The following is a 19,753-nucleotide window of genomic DNA, read 5'->3' on the forward strand; positions in this document are numbered from 1 at the left end:
GACGGGGCGCGCAAGGCGCCCCGCGTTCATAACGGGCGGCGTGATGCTGAACAAATATCCTCTGTGGAAATACATTCTGATCCTGGCGGTGCTGGCGATCGGTCTGATTTATTCCGCTCCGAATCTATACCCCGATGACCCGGCCATTCAGATCAGTGGCGCCAGCACGGCCCTGCAGGTCAATCAGGCCGATCTGGATCGTGTAAGCACCGCGCTCAAGGAATCCGGGATCAACGTCAAGGCCTCGAGCCTGGCTGCGAACGGCAAGGGCGGTCTGATCCGTCTGACCAGGGCTGAAGACCAGCTGCCGGCCAAGGATGTTGTCCGCAAGGCATTGGGTGATGACTACGTCGTCGCGCTGAACCTGGCACAAACCACCCCGCAATGGTTGCGCAACCTCGCTGCGCACCCGATGAAGCTGGGTCTCGACTTGTCCGGTGGTGTGCACTTCCTGCTGGAAGTGGATATGGACAAAGCCCTCGACGCCCGCCTGAAAGTCTACGAAGGCGACGTCAAGAGCCTGCTGCGCAAAGAGAAACTGCGCTATCGCAGCCTGCCGCAACTCAATGGCGCCATTCAACTGGGTTTCAGCGATGCTGACTCCCGCGAACAGGCCCGTGCGCTGATCCGCAAGAATTTCAACGATTTCGACATTGTTCCGGCCGACCTCAACGGTCAACCGGTGCTGCGTCTGGCGATGACCCCGGCCAAGCTGGCGGAAATCCGTGAATACTCCATCAAGCAGAACCTGACCACGGTACGTAACCGCGTCAACGAGCTGGGTGTTGCCGAACCGATCGTCCAGCGTCAGGGTGCCAACCGTATCGTGGTTGAGCTGCCGGGCGTGCAGGACACTGCCGAAGCCAAGCGTATCCTCGGCAAGACGGCTAACCTGGAGTTCCGTCTGGCCGCCGAGCCGGGTGCTTCGAAAGCCACTTCCGAAACTTTCGAGTTCCGTGAAGGCAACCGTCCTCCGGCGCAGATCGAGCGTGGCTTGATCATCACCGGTGACCAGGTGACTGACGCCAAGGCCGGTTTTGATTCGCAGCACGGTACACCTGAAGTGAACATCCGACTGGATGGTCACGGTGGCGATCTGATGAACCGCGCGACCCGCAGTAACGTCGGTCGCAGCATGGCGGTGATCTTCATCGAACAGCGCCCGGTCACTACTTACGTCAAGCAAGTGGTCGACGGCGTCGAGAAAGACGTTCCGGTGCAGACGTTCAAGGAAGAGAAGAAAATCATCAGTCTGGCGACCATTCAGTCGCCGCTGGGTGCGCAGTTCCGTATCACCGGCCTGAACGGCCAGGGCGAGTCCTCCGAACTGGCGCTGCTGCTGCGTGCCGGTGGTCTGGCTGCGCCGATGTACTTCGCTGAAGAACGCACCATCGGCCCGAGCCTGGGTGCGGACAACATCACCAAGGGTATCGATGCATCGCTGTGGGGCATGCTGTTCGTCTCGCTGTTCATCATCGCCATCTACCGTTTCTTCGGCCTGATCGCCACCGTGGCTCTGGCAGTGAACATGGTGCTGCTGCTGGCGCTGATGTCGCTGCTGGGTGCCACGCTGACGCTGCCGGGTATCGCCGGTATTGTGTTGACCATGGGTATGGCGGTCGACGCCAACGTACTGATTTTCTCGCGGATTCGTGAAGAGATCGCCGCCGGCATGACCGTGCAACGTGCAATCAACGAAGGCTTCGGCCGGGCATTCACCGCGATTCTCGACGCCAACCTGACCACCTTGCTGGTCGGCGGCATCCTCTTCGCCATGGGCACCGGCCCGGTGAAGGGCTTTGCAGTGACCATGTCCCTCGGGATCTTTACCTCGATGTTCACGGCCATCATGGTGACCCGCGCAATGGTCAACCTGATCTTTGGCGGACGTGACTTCAAGAAGTTGTGGATTTAAGGGGCTGCCATGTTACGTACAATCAACTTCATGGGCGTTCGCAACTTTGCGTTCGGCGTCACCGTATTCCTGACCTTGCTGGCAATCTTCAGCGTGTTCCACAAGGGCATGAACTGGGGTCTGGACTTTACCGGCGGTACGCTCATCGAGCTGACCTACGAGCGTCCGGCCGATGTCACCAAGGTACGTGAGCAACTGGTTTCTTCCGGTTATCACGAAGCCGTCGTTCAGAGCTTCGGCGCGACCACCGATCTGCTGGTGCGTATGCCGGGTGAAGACCCGCAATTGGGCCATCAGGTTGCAGAAGCGCTGCAAAAGGTCGGCGGCGATAACCCCGCTACCGTCAAGCGTGTCGAGTTCGTCGGTCCGCAGGTCGGTGAGGAGCTGCGTGACCAGGGCGGCCTCGGCATGTTGCTGGCGCTCGGCGGCATTCTGATCTACCTGGCTTTCCGTTTTCAGTGGAAGTTTGCGGTCGGTGCCATCGTGTCGCTGATCCACGACGTGATCGTGACCATCGGTATCCTGTCGTTTTTCCAGGTCACTTTCGACCTGACGGTGTTGGCAGCGGTGCTGGCGATCATCGGTTACTCGCTCAACGACACGATCGTCGTATTTGACCGGGTGCGTGAGAACTTCCGTGTCCTGCGCAAGGCTTCGCTGATCGAGAACATCAACATCTCGACGACTCAGACTTTGCTGCGGACCATGGCGACGTCGGTCTCCACCCTGCTGGCGATCGCGGCGCTGCTGTTCTTCGGTGGCGATAACCTGTTCGGCTTCTCCATCGCCCTGTTTATCGGTGTTCTGGCGGGTACCTACTCGTCGATCTACATCGCGAACGTGGTGCTGATCTGGCTGAATCTGACTACTGAAGATCTGATTCCGCCGGCCAACACCGAGAAGGAAGTCGACGACCGTCCATAACGGCGCTTTTCCAGCGGTCAGACAAAAAAGACGCGAGTTGAACTCGCGTCTTTTTTTTTGCTCCAAGGCTGGGAGAAGCGCGGGCGCGTCCCGCATGTGACGGTCAGGAGGTTCATGTGAACAAGTCAATGCTGGTTGGTGCGGTATTGGGTGCTGTCGGTGTGACTGCCGGGGGTGCTGTTGCCACCTACAGCCTGGTAAAAAGCGGCCCTGAGTATGCGCAGGTACTAGCCGTCGAGCCGGTCAAGACACAGATCAAGACTCCACGTGAAGTATGCAAGGATGTGACTGTGACCCGGCAGGCGCCGGTGAAAGATCAACACCAGATTGCCGGTACGGTGGTCGGTGCATTGGCGGGTGGTTTGCTGGGTAACCAGATCGGCGGCGGCACCGGCAAGAAGATTGCCACGGTGGCCGGTGCGGTCGGTGGGGGTTATGCCGGTAACAAGGTTCAGGAGGGTATGCAGGAGCGTGATACCTACACCACGACTCAGACTCGCTGTAACACGGTGAATGACATCAGCGACAAGGTCGTGGGCTATGACGTCCGGTATTCACTGGATGGCAAGGAGGGCAAGGTGCGGATGGATCGTGATCCAGGCAATCAGATCCCGGTCGACAAGGAAGGCAAGCTGATCCTGTCGCAGAACGAGCCGGGTCAGTGAATAGTTGATGGCTATAAGAGAAGCACCCTTCGGGGTGCTTTTTCATGCCCATAAAAAAACACCCCGAAGGGTGTTTTTTTTGGTTTCGCGAAACGCTTAGCGCTTCAGCGAGGCTGGCAGGTGCGGCTGGATCGCCGTCAGGACTGCCTTGAAGCATTTGGTGTTGCCGGCAACGACGTGGCCTTTTTCAAGGAAGTCGTGGCCGCCGGTGAAGTCGCTCACCAGGCCGCCCGCTTCCTGAATCAGCAGGGCGCCAGCGGCCATGTCCCACTCGGACAGACCCGACTCCCAGAATGCGTCGAAACGGCCGGCGGCCACGTAAGCCAGGTCCAGGCTCGCCGAGCCGGCGCGGCGGATGCCGGCCGTCTGGCCCACCAGGGCGCGGAACATGCCCAGGTAGTTGTCGAGGTTGTCCATCTGGTCATCGCGGAACGGGAAGCCGGTACCCAGCAGGGCGCCGTCCAGGCTGGTGCGACCGCTGACACGCAGGCGGCGACCGTTCAGTTGAGCGCCGCGACCACGGCTGGCGGTGAATTCTTCCTGGCGAACCGGATCCAGAACAACGGCGTGTTCCAGGCGACCACGGTATTTGCAGGCAATGCTGACGGCGAAGTGAGGAATGCCGCGCAGGAAGTTGGTGGTGCCGTCCAGTGGATCGATGATCCACAGGTATTCTTCGCCTTCGATGCCGGTGCCGGCGTGCAGGCCGGTCTCTTCACCCATGATCGAGTGATTCGGATAAGCCTTGCGCAGGGCGTCGATGATTTTCTGTTCGGCGGCGCGATCGACCTCGGATACGTAATCCTTGGCGTCTTTTTCGTCGACCTTGATGGTATCCAGGCGCTCGATGGAGCGGAAGATCAGTTCACTGGCGCTGCGGGCGGCGCGCAGCGCGATATTCAGCATGGGCTGCATGGATGTGTCACCTAAGGTTGTTAAAGAAAGCCGCGCATTCTATCAGAACTTTTCTTCAGGTGAAGGTCGCTGTTCGCTTTCATAGCTTAACGGTAGGCTGTTCTGTAAGATTTGCACCCCTTTGCCGAGTCCGAGAGCGCCCGCCGTGCTGCAAAATATTCGTGTCGTCCTGGTCAATACCAGCCATCCGGGAAACATCGGCGGGACCGCGCGCGCCATGAAAAACATGGGCCTGTCGCGTCTGGTGCTGGTTGATCCACGCGTCTTTCCGCATCACGAAGCCGATGCCCGCGCTTCGGGTGCCGGTGACATCCTTGAAAACGCGCAAGTCGTCGCCACCTTGGAAGACGCCCTGGTCGGTTGCAACCTTGTGCTCGGCACCAGTGCCCGTGACCGGCGGATTCCCTGGCCATTGCTGGATCCGCGCGAATGCGGAACCAAAGTGGTCGAGGAGGCAGCGAAGGGCGCGGAAATCGCACTGGTGTTCGGTCGTGAAGACTCCGGCCTGACCAATGACGAGTTGCAGCGATGTCACTATCACGTGCACATCCCCTCCGATCCTGAGTTCAGCTCGCTGAACCTTGGGGCGGCGGTGCAGGTGTTGAGTTATGAAGTGCGCATGGCCTGGCTGGCTGCGCAAGGCCAGCCGAGCAAGATCGAGAAAGAAGAAGTGGCCTCGGTGAAAAGCGCCGAACTGGCGACCATGGATGAACTGGAGCGGTTCTATGAACACCTGGAACAGACCCTGGTAGCCATCGAATTCCTCGATCCGGAAAAGCCGCGGCACTTGATGGCGCGCCTGCGCCGGTTGTACGGACGCAGCTCGGTCAGCCGGGCGGAAATGAATATTTTGCGTGGCATCCTCACGGAAACCCAGAAAGCGGCCCGTGGCGAGCTCCTTAAGCGGAAGGATTAATGATGTTCGAGCGTTTGCGTGAAGATATCCAGAGCGTATTCCACCGAGACCCGGCGGCGCGTAACGCTTTTGAAGTCCTGACCTGCTACCCCGGCATGCATGCAATCTGGATTCATCGACTGGCCGGCATGCTCTGGCGCAACGATCTGAAATGGCTGGCGCGGCTGGTGTCGAACTTCGGTCGCTGGCTGACCGGGATCGAGATCCATCCGGGCGCCAAGGTCGGTCGGCGCTTCTTCATCGACCACGGCATGGGCATCGTGATCGGCGAAACCGCTGAAATCGGCGATGACGTGACGATCTATCAGGGCGTGACTCTTGGCGGCACCAGTTGGAACAAGGGCAAGCGTCACCCGACGCTGGGCGATGGCGTTGTGGTGGGGGCGGGTGCGAAAGTGCTCGGACCGTTCACTGTTGGCGCCGGCGCAAAGGTCGGTTCCAACGCCGTGGTCACCAAGGAAGTGCCTCCGGGCGCCACTGTGGTGGGGATTCCGGGGCGGATCATCGTCAAGTCCGATGACGAGGTCGACGCCAAGCGCAAGGCGATGGCTGAGAAGATCGGTTTCGATGCCTATGGCGTCAGTGAAGACATGCCCGACCCGGTGGCACGTGCCATCGGCCAGTTGCTCGACCATCTGCAGGCGGTGGACGGGCGGCTGGAAGGAATGTGTGGCGCACTGAAGGATCTGGGCAGCAATTACTGTGCGAAAGATCTGCCCGAGCTGCGTGAAGAAGACTTCGCCTGCGTCAAGGGCAAGGACGAATCCAAGCTTCACTGACGCACTTGCAGGGCTGCTGCCGACCGGTGTGCCATTAGGCCGCAGACCCTGCTATCATTCGCGCGCTCTTTTGCGGGTAAACCCGACTAAAGCACTAGGTCTTATAGTTGACTTAAATGCTCGGGAATTGCATACTCCCGCCCATTCCGAACTCCGTGGTAATTGTCCATGCGACTGACTACAAAAGGCCGATACGCCGTGACCGCCATGCTTGACCTGGCGTTGCACGCGCAACACGGGCCGGTGTCCCTGGCCGATATCTCCGAGCGCCAAGGCATCTCCCTGTCCTATCTCGAACAGCTTTTCGCCAAGCTGCGCCGCAGTAACCTGGTTTCCAGTGTTCGCGGTCCGGGCGGTGGCTACCAGTTGTCCCGCGACATGCAGGGCATCCAGGTGGCTCAGGTGATCGATGCGGTGAACGAATCGGTCGATGCAACAAAATGCCAGGGCCAGGGCGACTGCCACTCCGGTGACACCTGCCTGACCCATCACCTGTGGTGCGACCTGAGCCTGCAGATTCACGAATTTCTCAGCGGTATCAGCTTGGCCGACCTCGTAACTCGCCGTGAGGTGCAGGAAGTGGCCCAGCGTCAGGATCAGCGTCGTTGCAATGGCAAGGCGCCGCGCCTGGACAAGATTGAAGCGTCCGCCGTCGAATGACAGCCAGAGAGCTAGCGGCACGCCAGCCAGCCTGATTTAGGAGATAGTCCATGAAATTGCCGATTTACCTTGATTACTCTGCGACCACCCCGGTCGATCCGCGCGTTGCGCAAAAAATGAGTGAATGCCTGCTGGTCGACGGAAACTTCGGTAACCCGGCGTCCCGTTCCCACGTGTTCGGCTGGAAAGCCGAAGAGTCCGTCGAAAACGCCCGTCGTCAGGTGGCCGATCTGGTCAACGCCGACCCGCGTGAAATCGTCTGGACCTCCGGTGCCACCGAGTCCGATAACCTGGCAATCAAGGGTGCGGCACATTTCTACGCCTCCAAGGGCAAGCACCTGATCACCTCCAAGATTGAACACAAGGCTGTCCTCGACACCATGCGTCAGCTGGAGCGCGAAGGTTTCGAAGTCACCTACCTCGATCCGACCGAAGATGGCCTGATCACCCCGGCCATGATTGAAGCCGCGCTGCGCGAAGACACCATCCTGGTGTCGGTGATGCACGTGAACAACGAGATCGGCACCGTCAACGACATCGCCGCCATCGGCGAGCTGACCCGTTCCAAAGGCATCCTGTTCCACGTCGACGCCGCTCAGTCCACCGGCAAGGTCGAAATCGACCTGCAGAAACTGAAAGTCGACATGATGTCGTTCTCCGCTCACAAGACCTATGGCCCTAAAGGCATCGGCGCGCTGTACGTCAGCCGCAAGCCGCGTGTGCGCATCGAAGCGACCATGCACGGCGGCGGTCACGAGCGCGGCATGCGTTCCGGCACCCTGGCGACTCACCAGATCGTCGGCATGGGCGAAGCGTTCCGTGTGGCCAAGGAAGACATGGCTGCCGAAAACGTGCGCATCAAGGCGTTGAGCGACCGTTTCTACAAGCAGGTCGAGCACCTGGAAGAGCTGTACGTCAACGGCAGCCTGACCGCCCGCGTTCCGCACAACCTGAACCTGAGCTTCAACTACGTTGAAGGCGAGTCGCTGATCATGGCGCTCAAGGATCTGGCGGTTTCGTCCGGTTCGGCCTGCACCTCGGCGTCGCTTGAGCCTTCGTACGTACTGCGCGCCTTGGGTCGCAACGACGAACTGGCACACAGTTCGATCCGTTTCACCTTCGGTCGCTTCACCACCGAAGAAGAAATCGATTACGCCGCGCAGAAAGTCTGCGAGGCCGTTACCAAGCTGCGCGCTCTGTCGCCGCTGTGGGACATGTACAAAGACGGCGTCGATATCTCGAAGATCGAGTGGGCGGCACACTAAATATAGAAGCCGCCGGATACAGATCCTGTAGCGACGCGGCGGTTTACGCAGCGCAGTTGCAGGGTCTCAAGAGCGGCCCTGATGAGTGAGGATTGAGAATCATGGCTTACAGCGAAAAGGTCATCGACCACTACGAAAATCCGCGTAACGTCGGCAAGATGAATGCCGAAGACCCGGACGTCGGCACCGGCATGGTCGGCGCCCCGGCGTGCGGTGACGTGATGCGTCTGCAGATCAAGGTCAACGATCAGGGCGTTATCGAAGACGCCAAGTTCAAGACCTACGGCTGCGGTTCGGCGATCGCCTCCAGTTCCCTCGCTACCGAGTGGATGAAGGGCAAGACCCTGGACGAAGCTGAAACCATCAAGAACACTCAGCTGGCCGAAGAACTGGCCCTGCCGCCAGTGAAAATCCACTGCTCGGTTCTCGCTGAAGACGCCATCAAGGCGGCTGTTCGCGATTACAAGCAGAAGAAAGGCTTGATCTGACTTTCAAGATTTGGCGACGAGTAAGGAGTCAACGATGGCTATCAGCATGACAGAAGCGGCTGCTCGACACGTGCGGCGCTCCCTCGACGGGCGCGGCAAGGGTGAAGGGATTCGTCTGGGTGTTCGCACCACAGGCTGTTCCGGCCTTGCCTACGTGCTGGAGTTTGTCGACGAGGTGGTTGCAGAAGATCAGGTGTTCGAAAGTCACGGCGAGAAAGTGATCATCGACCCGAAAAGCCTGGCCTACCTCGACGGCACCGAGCTCGATTTCGTCAAGGAAGGGTTGAACGAAGGCTTCAAGTTCAACAACCCCAACGTACGCGGTGAATGTGGCTGCGGCGAAAGCTTCAACATCTGAGGCTTGTCGTGGGTACTCCTTGTCATTTCGCTTTATTCGAGCTGCAACCGGGCTTTCGTCTGGATCTCGAGCAGTTGGCCACGCGTTATCGCGAGCTGGCGCGCGGCGTTCACCCTGACCGCTTTGCCGATGCTTCCGAGCGCGAGCAGCGGTCGGCGCTCGAACAGTCTGCGCGGCTCAACGATGCCTACCAGACACTCAAGAGTCCGGCCCAGCGTGCGCGCTACCTGCTGACCATCAGCGGGCATGAAGTGCCGATGGAAGTCACCGTCCACGATCCCGAGTTTCTTCTGCAGCAGATGCAATGGCGCGAAGAACTCGAAGACCTGCAGGACAGTGCCGACTTGGGCGGTGTCGCGGCTTTCAAGCGTCGCCTGAAAACCGCGCAGGAAGAGCTCAACGAAAGCTTCGCAGCCTGTTGGGATGATGCAGCGCAACGCGAACAGGCCGAACGCCTGATGCGGCGCATGCAGTTCCTCGACAAGCTCACCTACGAAGTGCGCCAGTTAGAAGAGCGCCTCGACGATTAACCCAGTGCCGCTTCGGTCGCACGCCTGATATACAGATAAGTCCTGATCACGATGGCCCTACTGCAGATCGCCGAACCCGGCCAAAGTCCTCAACCGCACCAGCGTCGTCTGGCTGTGGGAATCGACTTGGGCACTACCAATTCGCTGGTCGCTGCGTTGCGCAGTGGTCTTTCCGAGCCGCTGGCCGATGCCGAAGGGCGGGTCATCCTGCCTTCCGCCGTGCGCTATCACGCCGATCGCGTCGAAGTCGGCGAATCGGCCAAGCTGGCCGCATCCTCCGATCCCCTGAATACCGTGCTGTCGGTCAAGCGCCTGATGGGGCGTGGTCTGTCCGACGTCAAGCAATTGGGCGATCAGCTGCCGTACCGCTTTGTCGGCGGCGAATCGCACATGCCGTTCATCGACACCGTGCAGGGCCCGAAAAGCCCGGTCGAAGTTTCCGCCGATATTCTGAAAGTGTTGCGTCAGCGCGCTGAAGCCACCCTTGGCGGTGAGCTGGTGGGCGCGGTGATCACCGTTCCGGCGTATTTCGACGATGCTCAGCGCCAGGCCACCAAGGATGCGGCGAAACTCGCTGGCCTGAACGTATTGCGTCTGCTCAACGAGCCGACTGCGGCGGCGGTGGCATACGGTCTGGATCGGCATGCCGAAGGTTTGGTCGCCATTTACGACCTGGGCGGCGGCACGTTCGATATTTCGATTCTGCGCCTGACCGGCGGTGTCTTTGAAGTCCTGGCTACCGGCGGTGACAGTGCGCTGGGCGGCGATGACTTCGATCACGCGATTGCCGGCTGGATCATCGAGAGCGCCGGTTTGTCCGCCGACCTCGATCCGGGCGCGCAGCGCAGCCTTTTGCAAACCGCTTGCGCCGCCAAAGAAGCGCTGACGGATGCTGATAGCGTCGAAGTTGCCTACGGTGAGTGGAAAGCGCAGCTGACCCGCGAAGCCTTCGATGCACTGATCGAGCCAATGGTTGCCCGCAGCCTGAAAGCCTGCCGCCGCGCCGTCCGCGATTCAGGCGTCGAGCTGGAAGACGTGCATGCCGTGGTCATGGTCGGTGGTTCGACCCGCGTTCCGCGTGTTCGCGAAGCCGTCGCCGAAGCCTTCGGCCGTCAGCCGCTGACCGAAATCGACCCGGATCAAGTGGTGGCCATCGGTGCTGCGATCCAGGCCGATACCCTGGCTGGCAACAAGCGCGATGGCGGCGAGTTGCTGCTGCTCGACGTGATTCCGCTATCCCTGGGGCTGGAAACCATGGGCGGTCTGATGGAGAAGGTGATTCCGCGCAACACCACCATCCCGGTCGCCCGCGCTCAGGATTTCACAACTTATAAAGACGGCCAGTCGGCCATGGCGATCCATGTGTTGCAGGGCGAGCGTGAGCTGATCAGCGATTGCCGCTCCCTGGCTCGCTTCGAATTGCGCGGCATTCCGGCAATGGTGGCCGGTGCGGCGAAAATTCGCGTGACCTTCCAGGTCGACGCCGACGGTCTGCTCAGCGTCTCTGCCCGTGAATTGGGTTCGGGCGTTGAGGCCAGCATTCAAGTCAAGCCGTCCTATGGCCTGACCGACGGCGAAATCGCCAACATGCTGAAAGATTCGTTCCAGCACGCCAATGACGACAAGGTCGCCCGCGTTTTGCGCGAGCAGCAGGTCGATGCCCAGCGCCTGATCGAAGCGGTGCAGGGCGCTCTTGAGGCCGATGGCGAGCGTTTGCTCGACGCCGAAGAGCGCATGGTCATCGAGTTGCAAGTGCAGGAACTGACCGAACTGATGAAGGGCACCGATGGTTATGCCATCGAGCAGCAGACCAAGCGTCTGTCGCAAGTGACCGATGCTTTTGCCGCCCGTCGTATGGATCAGACGGTGAAAGCCGCTCTGTCCGGGCGCAATCTGAATGAAATCGAGGATATCTGATGCCGCAGGTCATTTTTCTGCCCCACGAGAAGTTCTGCCCTGAAGGCATGGTTGTCGACGCAGCACCCGGCACGTCGATCCTCGAACTGGCTCACGAACACCACATCGAGATGGAAAGCGCTTGCGGTGGTGTCTGCGCCTGCACCACTTGTCACTGCATCATTCGCGAGGGTTTCGACTCGCTGGAAGAAGCCGACGAGTTGGAGGAAGATTTCCTTGATCGTGCCTGGGGTCTGGAAGCCCAGTCGCGCCTGGCGTGTCAGGCAATCGTCGGTGAAGAAGACATCACCGTCGAAATTCCGAAATATTCGCTTAACCATGCGGCCGAAGCGCCGCACTGACTGGTAAGACTGTCATGAGCTACGGTTGGAATGATGTTCAACGTATTGCAGAAGAGCTGGCCGAAGCCAAGCCGGATGTCGATCCGCTTTCTGTCAATTTCGTCGACTTGCAGCGATGGATCATGGAACTTCCCGACTTTGACAACACCTCTGGCCGGGTTGGCGAGAAAGTGTTGGAAGCGGTTCAGGCCCTCTGGATCGAAGAAGTAGACTGATCGTCCTCGCAGGTTAGGCAATACCCAAGAACCCGCGTATAATTCGCGGGTTTAATTTTTCGCAAATTACCGTTTCTGGAGTTACACCATGGCTGTTCAACGTACTTTCTCCATCATCAAGCCTGACGCCGTTGCTAAAAACGTGATCGGCAAGATCACCACTCGCTTCGAAGACGCTGGCCTGCGCGTTGTAGCTTCGAAACTGAAGCAACTGTCCAAAGCCGAAGCCGAAGGCTTCTACGCTGAGCACAGTGCTCGTGGTTTCTTCGGCGACCTGGTTGCCTTCATGACTTCCGGTCCTGTTGTTGTTCAGGTTCTGGAAGGCGAAAACGCCATCGCACGCAACCGTGAGCTGATGGGCGCTACCAACCCTAAAGAAGCGGCTCCAGGCACCATCCGTGCCGACTTCGCTGAATCGATCGACGCCAACGCTGTTCACGGTTCGGACTCCGAAGCCGCTGCTGCCCGCGAAATCGCTTACTTCTTCGCAGCTACTGAAGTAACCACTCGCTAAGCATTGGCTTAAGAGTGAAGGTGAATCCATGACGATATCGACTGTTAAAACCAACCTGCTGGGTCTGACCCAGCCGGAAATGGAAAAATTCTTCGACTCAATCGGGGAGAAGCGTTTCCGTGCCGGTCAGGTAATGAAATGGATTCACCACTTTGGCGTCGATGATTTCGACGCCATGACGAACGTCAGCAAGGCCTTGCGCGAAAAGCTCAAGGCTGTTGCTGAGGTCCGTGGTCCCGAAGTGGTCAGCGAGGACATTTCCAGCGACGGCACCCGCAAGTGGGTGGTGCGCGTGGCGTCCGGCAGCTGTGTCGAGACCGTTTACATTCCCCAGGGCAAACGCGGCACTCTGTGCGTTTCGTCCCAGGCAGGCTGTGCCCTGGACTGCAGTTTCTGCTCCACCGGCAAGCAAGGCTTCAACAGCAACCTCACCGCCGCCGAAGTCATCGGCCAGGTGTGGATTGCCAACAAATCCTTCGGCAGTGTTCCGGCTACCATCGACCGCGCCATCACCAACGTGGTGATGATGGGCATGGGCGAACCGCTGCTGAACTTCGACAACGTCGTGGCCGCCATGCATCTGATGATGGATGACCTGGGCTACGGGATCTCCAAGCGCCGCGTGACCCTGTCCACGTCGGGTGTGGTGCCGATGATCGATGAGCTGGCCAAGCACATCGACGTGTCCCTGGCGTTGTCCCTGCACGCACCGAATGACGCATTGCGTAACCAATTGGTGCCGATCAACAAGAAATATCCGCTTAAGATGCTGCTCGAGTCGTGCCAGCGCTACATGTCCGCCCTTGGCGAAAAACGTGTGCTGACCATCGAGTACACGTTGCTCAAGGACGTCAATGACAAGCTTGAGCACGCCGTGGAAATGATCGAGCTGCTCAAAGATATTCCGTGCAAGATCAACCTGATTCCGTTCAACCCGTTCCCGCATTCCGGGTACGAGCGGCCGAGCAACAACGCCATCCGCCGGTTCCAGGATCAGCTTCACCAGGCCGGTTTCAACGTCACCGTGCGCACCACTCGCGGTGAAGACATTGATGCGGCTTGTGGTCAATTGGTAGGGCAGGTGCTGGATCGCACCCGTCGCAGCGAACGTTACATCGCCGTGCGCGAATTGAGCGCCGACAGCGATCTGGCACAGAACGCCGCGAACACTAACTAAGAGAGGATCTCTATGTCCCTGCGCTTTGCGCTGCTGTTGCTGTTGGCCAGCCTGTGTGCTGGTTGTGTCCTGTCGGGTGACTACAACCCGATGAAGACCAGCAAGGGCCGTGACGAAGCGCGGGCTGCCTACGTGCAGCTGGGGCTGGGATACTTGCAGCAGGGTATGAGCGAGCGGGCCAAGGTTCCACTGAAGAAAGCCCTGGAGCTGGACGGCTCGGATCCCGACGCCAATGCCGCGCTGGGGCTGGTTTTTCAGGCCGAAATGGAACCAGAACTGGCTGACGAACACTTCCGCAAGGCTTTGTCCTCCCGTCCCGCCGATGCGCGCATCCTCAACAATTACGGCAGTTTTCTCTACGAAGAACAGCGTTACAAGGAAGCCTACGAGCGTTTTGAACAGGCGGCCGCCGATACCCTGTATCCTGAGCGTTCGCGGGTGTTCGAGAACCTCGGCATGACGGCGGCCAAGCTCGGGCAGCGTGATCTGGCGCAACAGCAGCTGGAAAAAGCGTTGCGTTTGAACCGTCAGCAACCGCGGGCATTGCTGGAAATGGCTGAGTTGTCATTCGAAGACAGGCATTATGTGCCCGCGCGTGACTATTACGATCGTTTCAGCCAGCTCTCCGAGCAAAATGCACGTAGTCTGTTGCTCGCCGTTCGGTTGGCAAAAGTATTTGAAGATCGCGACAAGGCCGCCAGTGCCGGCCTGCAATTAAAACGACTCTATCCCGGTACGCCGGAATATCAGCAATACCTGTCGGAGCAATGATGAAAGCGGCGCATCCCGAAGTTGTAGCAGCGAATCGCGTTAACCCCGGTGAGACCCTGCGCCAGGCCCGCGAAAGCAATGGCTGGTCGCTGGCCGAAGTGGCCCTCAAGCTCAACCTCACTGTGGCCTCCCTGAGCAACCTTGAAGCCGGCGCGTTCGACAAGTTGCCCGGGCATACCTTTGCTCGCGGCTACATTCGCGCCTACGCCAAACTGCTCGGTATGGACCAGACCGTTCTGGTCCAGCAATTCGACCAGTCCACGGGCACCGATTCCCAAGGCAGCAATGTCCACGCCCTGGGTCGTATCGAAGAGCCGGTACGGGTTTCCCACACCATTTTGCGTATCGTCAGCCTGTTGCTGCTGATTGCGGTGATTGGCGGTGGTTTCGTCTGGTGGCAGGATCAGACCTCGCAGCGTACCAGGGACCTGATCGGCCTGGCGCCGGAGCACGTCGAAGTCGAAGGCGCCGACGGCACGACCCAGATTCATCCGCTGGACGAGCCTGAAGATCAGGCCGTCGCGGAAGGCGAAGCCGAGGGCTCGACGGCTCTGGCGCTGCCTCAATCGGAAACCACGGCTGAATCGACCGGTGCCGAGACCGAGGCCGCAGCCGCAGCTCCAGCGACCGCACCGGTTGCTCCGGCGCCTGCTGCGCCAGCCGCTACTCCGGCTGCACCGGTTCATACGCCAGCGCCTGTGGTTGCTGCTCCTGCGAATCCGGCGCCTGCCGCTCCGGCTGCGCCTGCACTGACCGTCACTGCCCCGGCAACCCCGGCAACCCCGGCCGTCGCTGCGCCCGCGCCGACAGCGCCAGTTGCTCCGGCTGCAGGTCAAGGCCAGGTTCAGGTGCAGTTCATCGCCGATTGCTGGACGCAGGTGACCGATGGCAGCGGCAAGGTTCTTTACAGCGGCCTCAAGCGCAAGGGCGACAGCCTGTCTGTCGTCGGCAAACCACCGTTTGCCGTGCGTCTGGGCGTTGCCCGTGGCGCGCAGGTCAGCTACAACGGCCAGCCGGTCGATGTCGCTCCGTTCACCAATGGCGAGACTGCTCGCCTGAAGTTGGGTCAATAAGTCATGCACGGCGAATCTCCAATCAAACGTCGCGAATCGCGCAAGATCTGGGTCGGTAACGTGCCCGTGGGCGGCGATGCCCCTATCGCCGTGCAAAGCATGACCAACAGCGACACCAATGACGTCGCTGCCACCGTCGCGCAGATCAACCGTCTGGAAGCCGCCGGCGTCGACATCGTCCGCGTTTCGGTGCCGGACATGGACGCCGCCGAGGCGTTCGGCAAGATCAAGCAACTGGTCAAGGTGCCATTGGTTGCCGACATCCACTTCGACTACAAGATCGCTTTGCGAGTGGCCGAACTGGGTGTGGACTGCCTGCGCATCAACCCGGGCAACATCGGTCGCGAAGACCGCGTGCGTGCGGTGGTCGATGCCGCCCGTGACCGCGGGATCCCGATCCGCATCGGCGTCAACGCCGGTTCCCTGGAAAAGGACCTGCAGAAGAAATACGGCGAGCCGACCCCGGCCGCGCTGGTCGAGTCCGCCCTGCGCCACGTCGAGCACCTCGAACGCCTGAATTTCCAGGACTTCAAGGTCAGCGTGAAGGCTTCTGACGTGTTCATGGCCGTCGAAGCCTACCGTCTGCTGGCCAAGGAAATCGTTCAGCCGCTGCACCTGGGCATCACCGAAGCCGGTGGATTGCGCTCCGGTACAGTGAAATCCGCCGTGGGCCTAGGTATGCTGCTCGCCGAGGGGATTGGCGATACTATCCGCATCTCGCTGGCGGCCGACCCGGTCGAGGAAGTGAAGGTCGGTTACGACATTCTCAAGTCTTTGCATCTGCGTTCCCGTGGCATCAACTTCATCGCCTGCCCGAGCTGCTCGCGGCAGAACTTCGATGTGGTCAAGACCATGAACGAGCTGGAAGGGCGCCTTGAAGACCTGCTGGTACCGCTGGATGTCGCGGTGATCGGTTGTGTGGTCAACGGCCCCGGCGAAGCCAAGGAAGCCCATATCGGCTTGACCGGCGGTACGCCGAACCTGATTTACATCGACGGCAAGCCGTCGCAGAAGCTGACGAATGACAATCTGGTGGACGAGCTGGAAAAGCTGATCCGCGAGAAAGCGGCCGAGAAGGTCGAAGCTGACGCAGCGGTTATCGCGCGCGGCTGATCGAACGAATTAAGGAATTTCTGTGAGCAAGTCTCTGCAAGCCATTCGTGGCATGAACGACATCCTGCCGGAACAGACGCCGGTATGGCGCTATTTCGAAGGCACCGTTTCGCGTCTGCTGGACAACTACGGTTACAAGCAGATCCGCATGCCGATCGTCGAGTTCACCGAGCTGTTCAAACGCTCGATCGGTGAAGTGACCGACATCGTCGAAAAAGAGATGTACACCTTCGACGACCGCAACGGCGACTCCCTGACCCTGCGTCCGGAGGGCACGGCCGCGTGCGTGCGTGCAGTGCTCGAGCACGGCATCACCGGCGGTGGTCAGGTGCAGAAGCTTTGGTACATCGGCCCGATGTTCCGTCACGAGCGTCCGCAGAAAGGCCGTTATCGTCAGTTCCACCAGATCGGTCTGGAAGTGTTCAACCTCGACGGTCCGGACATCGACGCCGAACTGATCGTGCTGACCTGGCGCCTGTGGGGCGAGCTGGGCATCCGTGATGCGGTCAAGCTTGAGCTCAACAGCCTCGGCACCAGCGAGTCCCGCGCCCGTTATCGTGAGGCGCTGGTCGAGTACCTCTCGGCGCACCACGACAAACTGGACGAAGACAGCCAGCGTCGCCTGAAAACCAACCCGCTGCGTGTGCTCGACACCAAAAATGCCGACACCCAGGCCGTGCTGGTCGATGCGCCGAAAATGGCCGACTACCTGGATGACGAATCCCGTGCCCACTTCGAAGGCCTGAAGGCCCGTCTGGATGCCGTCGGCATTCCTTACGTGCTCAACCCGAAGCTGGTGCGTGGTCTGGATTACTACAGCAAAACCGTATTCGAATGGGTCACCGACAAGCTCGGCGCCCAGGGCACCGTCTGCGCGGGTGGGCGCTATGACGGTCTGGTCGAGCAGATGGGCGGCAAGCCGACCCCGGGCGTCGGTTTCGCCATGGGCATCGAGCGTCTGGTGCTGCTGCTGGAAACCCTGGAGCAGATCCCGGAAGAAATCTCCCGTCAGGTCGACGTCTATCTCTGCGCCTTCGGTGAAGAAGCGGAGCTGGCCGGTCTGGCCCTGGCCGAGCGGGTACGCGACCAACTGCCCAACCTGCGCCTGCAAGTCAATGCCGGCGCCGGCAGCTTCAAGAGCCAGTTCAAGAAAGCCGACAAGAGCGGTGCGTTGTACGCACTGATCCTCGGTGACGACGAAATGGCCCAGCAAGTGGTAGGTTTCAAACCCCTGCGTGGCCAGGGCGAACAACAAAGCATTGCCTGGGATGCCCTCGCTGCACACCTGGCCACCTGCGTCGTGCAGGGTTGAAGCTGTCCAAACAGCCGATTTAGCGATTAAGGAGTATTGGGGTGTCGAGTACCGAAGACGAACAGTTGGCGGATTTGAAGGACTGGTGGACACGCAACGGCAAACCTCTGGTCACCGGCGGCCTGTTGGCGCTGGTCATCGTGTTCGGCTGGCAGGCTTATCACAAGTATCAGAGCAACCAGTCGCAAGGCGCCTCGGTGCTCTATCAGCAATTGCTGGAAACCACGCTGACCCCGGACGGCAAGCCTGACGCCGCGCGCGTTGCGGATCTGGCCGGCAAGCTCAACAGCGAATTCGGCGGTTCTGCGTACGCGCAGTACGGCAGCCTGTTCGTGGCCAAGGTCGCGGTCGACAGCGGCAAGCTGGACGACGCGGCGACCGAACTCAAGGCCATCGTGGCCAAACCGGCCAACCCGGCGCTGGGCGAAATCGCCCGTCAGCGTCTGGCGCAGGTATTGGGCGCACAGAACAAGGCCGATGAAGCCCTGAAACTGCTCGAAGGCGATGCCGACAAGTCGTTCCTGGCCACTCGCGAAGAACTCAAGGGCGACCTGCTGGTGCAACTGGGCCGTACCGACGAAGCGAACGCGGCGTATCAAAAAGCCAAGGCGGCACTGTCGGATGAAGCGGCGGTCGGTGGCCTTCAAATCAAGCTGGACGACCTGGCCAAAGGGGATGCGTGACGTGATCCGTTGGAAGCATGCAGCATTGCTGGCTCTGGCCATTCTGGCCGCGGGTTGCAGCAGCAACAGCAAAAAAGAACTGCCACCGGCCGAGCTGACCGACTTCAAGGAAGAAGTGGTCCTGCACAAGCAGTGGAGCCGCTCGATCGGTGACGGTCAGGGTGAAACCTACAACATGCTGGTGCCGGCGATCGACGGTGACACCATCTACGCGGCCGACGTGACCGGTATCGTGATGGGCCTGGATCGCGGCAACGGCGACGTGAAATGGAAGAAAGACCTCGAACTGCCTGTGTCCGGCGCCGTTGGCGTGGGTTACGGTCTGGTCATGGTCGGTACCCTGCGCGGTGAAGTCGTTGCCCTCGACGCCATCAACGGTGAAGAGAAGTGGCGCTCGCGCGTCAACAGCGAAGTTCTTGCGCCACCGGCCAACAACGGTGACGTGGTGGTGGTTCAGACCCAGGACGATCGCCTGATCGGTCTGGACGCGTCCACCGGCAATCAGCGTTGGGTGTATGACAGCACGCCGGCCGTACTGACCCTGCGCGGCACCAGCGCACCGATCGTCACCAACCGCCTCGCGGTGGCTGGCCTGTCGACCGGTAAAGTGGTCGCTCTGGACATTTCCAACGGCGTGCCGGTCTGGGAACAGCGGATCGCGATTCCACAAGGTCGTTCGGAGCTGGAGCGCGTGGTCGACATCGACGGCGGTCTGCTGCTGTCCGGCGGTACCCTGTACGTTGCCAGCTATCAGGGTCGCGTTGCGGCACTGGATCTGGAAAGCGGCCGTCAACTCTGGCAGCGCGACGCGTCGAGCTACGCCGGTGTTGCCCAGGGTTTCGGCAACGTCTACGTAAGCCTGTCGTCGGGCACCGTTGAAGGCGTCGACGAGCGTTCTACCACGGCCCTGTGGAGCAACGACTCGCTGGCCCGTCGTCAACTGTCGGCGCCGGAAGTGTTCTCCAGCTACGTTGCAGTCGGTGACATGGAAGGTTACCTGCACCTGCTGAGTCAGGTGGACGGTCGATTCGTCGGCCGCGAGCGCATCGACAGCGACGGCCTGCGTGCCCGTCCGCTGGTGGTGGGTGACACGATTTATGTGTATGGCAACAGCGGCAAACTGGAAGCCCTGACCATCAAGTAACAACTATGCTTGGGGTTAACTCCCCAGGCGGCCTTGCTTCTGCAGGGTTTGCAGCACCCACGGGTGTTGCCCCGAGCA

General features: G+C 60.1%; 22 protein-coding genes. 21 read left to right on the forward strand and 1 reads right to left on the reverse strand.

All coding sequences use genetic code 11. The features are described from left to right. Nucleotides 1–43 precede the first annotated feature (43 nt). The 3 genes from secD (at nucleotide 44) to ACKJSM_RS00385 (ending at nucleotide 3,504) form a co-directional block, all read left to right on the forward strand. Complete coding sequence (secD, locus tag ACKJSM_RS00375; RefSeq protein ID WP_410236369.1) at nucleotides 44–1,915, forward strand: protein translocase subunit SecD; 1,872 nt, start codon at nucleotides 44–46, stop codon at nucleotides 1,913–1,915. A gap of 9 nt (nucleotides 1,916–1,924) precedes the next feature. After that, the gene (gene secF / locus ACKJSM_RS00380) at nucleotides 1,925–2,839 is read left to right on the forward strand and encodes a protein translocase subunit SecF (RefSeq protein ID WP_236181226.1); all 915 of its coding nucleotides are present in this window, start codon (nucleotides 1,925–1,927) and stop codon (nucleotides 2,837–2,839) included. A 116-nt stretch (nucleotides 2,840–2,955) separates the two neighbouring features. After that, nucleotides 2,956–3,504 carry a glycine zipper 2TM domain-containing protein gene (locus ACKJSM_RS00385; RefSeq protein WP_039765699.1) on the forward strand — a complete coding sequence of 183 codons (549 nt, stop codon included), beginning with the start codon at nucleotides 2,956–2,958 and terminating at the stop codon, nucleotides 3,502–3,504. 96 nt (nucleotides 3,505–3,600) lie between these two features. Here ACKJSM_RS00385 and suhB read toward each other — a convergent pair whose 3' ends face one another. Continuing rightward, a complete protein-coding gene (gene suhB / locus ACKJSM_RS00390) occupies nucleotides 3,601–4,419 on the reverse strand; it encodes an inositol-phosphate phosphatase (RefSeq protein WP_007941397.1) in 819 nt (272 codons plus the stop codon). Between the two features lie 145 nt (nucleotides 4,420–4,564). Between suhB and trmJ the strand changes: the two genes are divergently transcribed. The 18 genes from trmJ to bamB all read left to right on the forward strand — a co-directional run bounded on the left by trmJ (nucleotide 4,565) and on the right by bamB (nucleotide 19,675). After that, the gene (trmJ, locus tag ACKJSM_RS00395; protein WP_410236370.1) at nucleotides 4,565–5,335 is read left to right on the forward strand and encodes a tRNA (cytosine(32)/uridine(32)-2'-O)-methyltransferase TrmJ; all 771 of its coding nucleotides are present in this window, start codon (nucleotides 4,565–4,567) and stop codon (nucleotides 5,333–5,335) included. Nucleotides 5,336–5,337: 2 nt separating this feature from the next. After that, on the forward strand, nucleotides 5,338–6,114 hold the full coding sequence (gene cysE / locus ACKJSM_RS00400) for a serine O-acetyltransferase (RefSeq protein ID WP_085699842.1): 777 nt from the start codon (nucleotides 5,338–5,340) through the stop codon (nucleotides 6,112–6,114). 168 nt (nucleotides 6,115–6,282) lie between these two features. Beyond that, on the forward strand, nucleotides 6,283–6,774 hold the full coding sequence (gene iscR, locus ACKJSM_RS00405) for a Fe-S cluster assembly transcriptional regulator IscR (protein WP_007956690.1): 492 nt from the start codon (nucleotides 6,283–6,285) through the stop codon (nucleotides 6,772–6,774). Between the two features lie 50 nt (nucleotides 6,775–6,824). Further along, on the forward strand, nucleotides 6,825–8,039 hold the full coding sequence (locus tag ACKJSM_RS00410) for an IscS subfamily cysteine desulfurase (protein ID WP_064599246.1): 1,215 nt from the start codon (nucleotides 6,825–6,827) through the stop codon (nucleotides 8,037–8,039). 101 nt (nucleotides 8,040–8,140) lie between these two features. Further along, the gene (gene iscU, locus ACKJSM_RS00415) at nucleotides 8,141–8,527 is read left to right on the forward strand and encodes a Fe-S cluster assembly scaffold IscU (protein WP_003227907.1); all 387 of its coding nucleotides are present in this window, start codon (nucleotides 8,141–8,143) and stop codon (nucleotides 8,525–8,527) included. Nucleotides 8,528–8,561: 34 nt separating this feature from the next. Further along, nucleotides 8,562–8,885 carry an iron-sulfur cluster assembly protein IscA gene (iscA, locus tag ACKJSM_RS00420; protein ID WP_003227904.1) on the forward strand — a complete coding sequence of 108 codons (324 nt, stop codon included), beginning with the start codon at nucleotides 8,562–8,564 and terminating at the stop codon, nucleotides 8,883–8,885. Nucleotides 8,886–8,893: 8 nt separating this feature from the next. Beyond that, nucleotides 8,894–9,415 (forward strand): co-chaperone HscB, encoded by a 522-nt coding sequence (hscB, locus tag ACKJSM_RS00425; RefSeq protein WP_236181228.1) that lies wholly within the window; start codon nucleotides 8,894–8,896, stop codon nucleotides 9,413–9,415. Nucleotides 9,416–9,466: 51 nt separating this feature from the next. Then, entirely contained in the window at nucleotides 9,467–11,332 is a 1,866-nt protein-coding gene (hscA, locus tag ACKJSM_RS00430; protein ID WP_410236371.1) for a Fe-S protein assembly chaperone HscA, read from the forward strand. Further along, nucleotides 11,332–11,673, forward strand: a complete 342-nt coding sequence (gene fdx / locus ACKJSM_RS00435) for an ISC system 2Fe-2S type ferredoxin (RefSeq protein WP_007956685.1) — start codon at nucleotides 11,332–11,334, stop codon at nucleotides 11,671–11,673. The genes hscA and fdx overlap by 1 nt, the downstream gene beginning before the upstream one ends. A gap of 14 nt (nucleotides 11,674–11,687) precedes the next feature. After that, nucleotides 11,688–11,888 (forward strand): Fe-S cluster assembly protein IscX, encoded by a 201-nt coding sequence (gene iscX / locus ACKJSM_RS00440; RefSeq protein ID WP_027619659.1) that lies wholly within the window; start codon nucleotides 11,688–11,690, stop codon nucleotides 11,886–11,888. Nucleotides 11,889–11,976: 88 nt separating this feature from the next. After that, nucleotides 11,977–12,402 (forward strand): nucleoside-diphosphate kinase, encoded by a 426-nt coding sequence (ndk, locus tag ACKJSM_RS00445; protein WP_039765715.1) that lies wholly within the window; start codon nucleotides 11,977–11,979, stop codon nucleotides 12,400–12,402. Nucleotides 12,403–12,430: 28 nt separating this feature from the next. Beyond that, nucleotides 12,431–13,579 (forward strand): 23S rRNA (adenine(2503)-C(2))-methyltransferase RlmN, encoded by a 1,149-nt coding sequence (gene rlmN / locus ACKJSM_RS00450; protein WP_064383910.1) that lies wholly within the window; start codon nucleotides 12,431–12,433, stop codon nucleotides 13,577–13,579. Nucleotides 13,580–13,591: 12 nt separating this feature from the next. Further along, nucleotides 13,592–14,350, forward strand: coding sequence for a type IV pilus biogenesis/stability protein PilW (gene pilW / locus ACKJSM_RS00455; RefSeq protein WP_236181229.1), 759 nt, complete (start codon nucleotides 13,592–13,594; stop codon nucleotides 14,348–14,350). Next, nucleotides 14,350–15,423 carry a RodZ domain-containing protein gene (locus ACKJSM_RS00460; protein ID WP_410236372.1) on the forward strand — a complete coding sequence of 358 codons (1,074 nt, stop codon included), beginning with the start codon at nucleotides 14,350–14,352 and terminating at the stop codon, nucleotides 15,421–15,423. The genes pilW and ACKJSM_RS00460 overlap by 1 nt, the downstream gene beginning before the upstream one ends. Nucleotides 15,424–15,426: 3 nt before the next feature. Further along, on the forward strand, nucleotides 15,427–16,536 hold the full coding sequence (ispG, locus tag ACKJSM_RS00465; protein WP_007956680.1) for a flavodoxin-dependent (E)-4-hydroxy-3-methylbut-2-enyl-diphosphate synthase: 1,110 nt from the start codon (nucleotides 15,427–15,429) through the stop codon (nucleotides 16,534–16,536). Nucleotides 16,537–16,558: 22 nt separating this feature from the next. Continuing rightward, nucleotides 16,559–17,848, forward strand: a complete 1,290-nt coding sequence (hisS, locus tag ACKJSM_RS00470; protein WP_236181231.1) for a histidine--tRNA ligase — start codon at nucleotides 16,559–16,561, stop codon at nucleotides 17,846–17,848. A gap of 41 nt (nucleotides 17,849–17,889) precedes the next feature. Then, nucleotides 17,890–18,531, forward strand: a complete 642-nt coding sequence (locus ACKJSM_RS00475) for a tetratricopeptide repeat protein (protein WP_011335807.1) — start codon at nucleotides 17,890–17,892, stop codon at nucleotides 18,529–18,531. Then, nucleotides 18,524–19,675 (forward strand): outer membrane protein assembly factor BamB, encoded by a 1,152-nt coding sequence (bamB, locus tag ACKJSM_RS00480; protein WP_410236373.1) that lies wholly within the window; start codon nucleotides 18,524–18,526, stop codon nucleotides 19,673–19,675. The genes ACKJSM_RS00475 and bamB overlap by 8 nt, the downstream gene beginning before the upstream one ends. Nucleotides 19,676–19,753: the final 78 nt, after the last annotated feature.

Source organism: Pseudomonas sp. PHC1 (assembly GCF_046487845.1).
Lineage (GTDB): Bacteria > Pseudomonadota > Gammaproteobacteria > Pseudomonadales > Pseudomonadaceae > Aquipseudomonas > Aquipseudomonas sputi.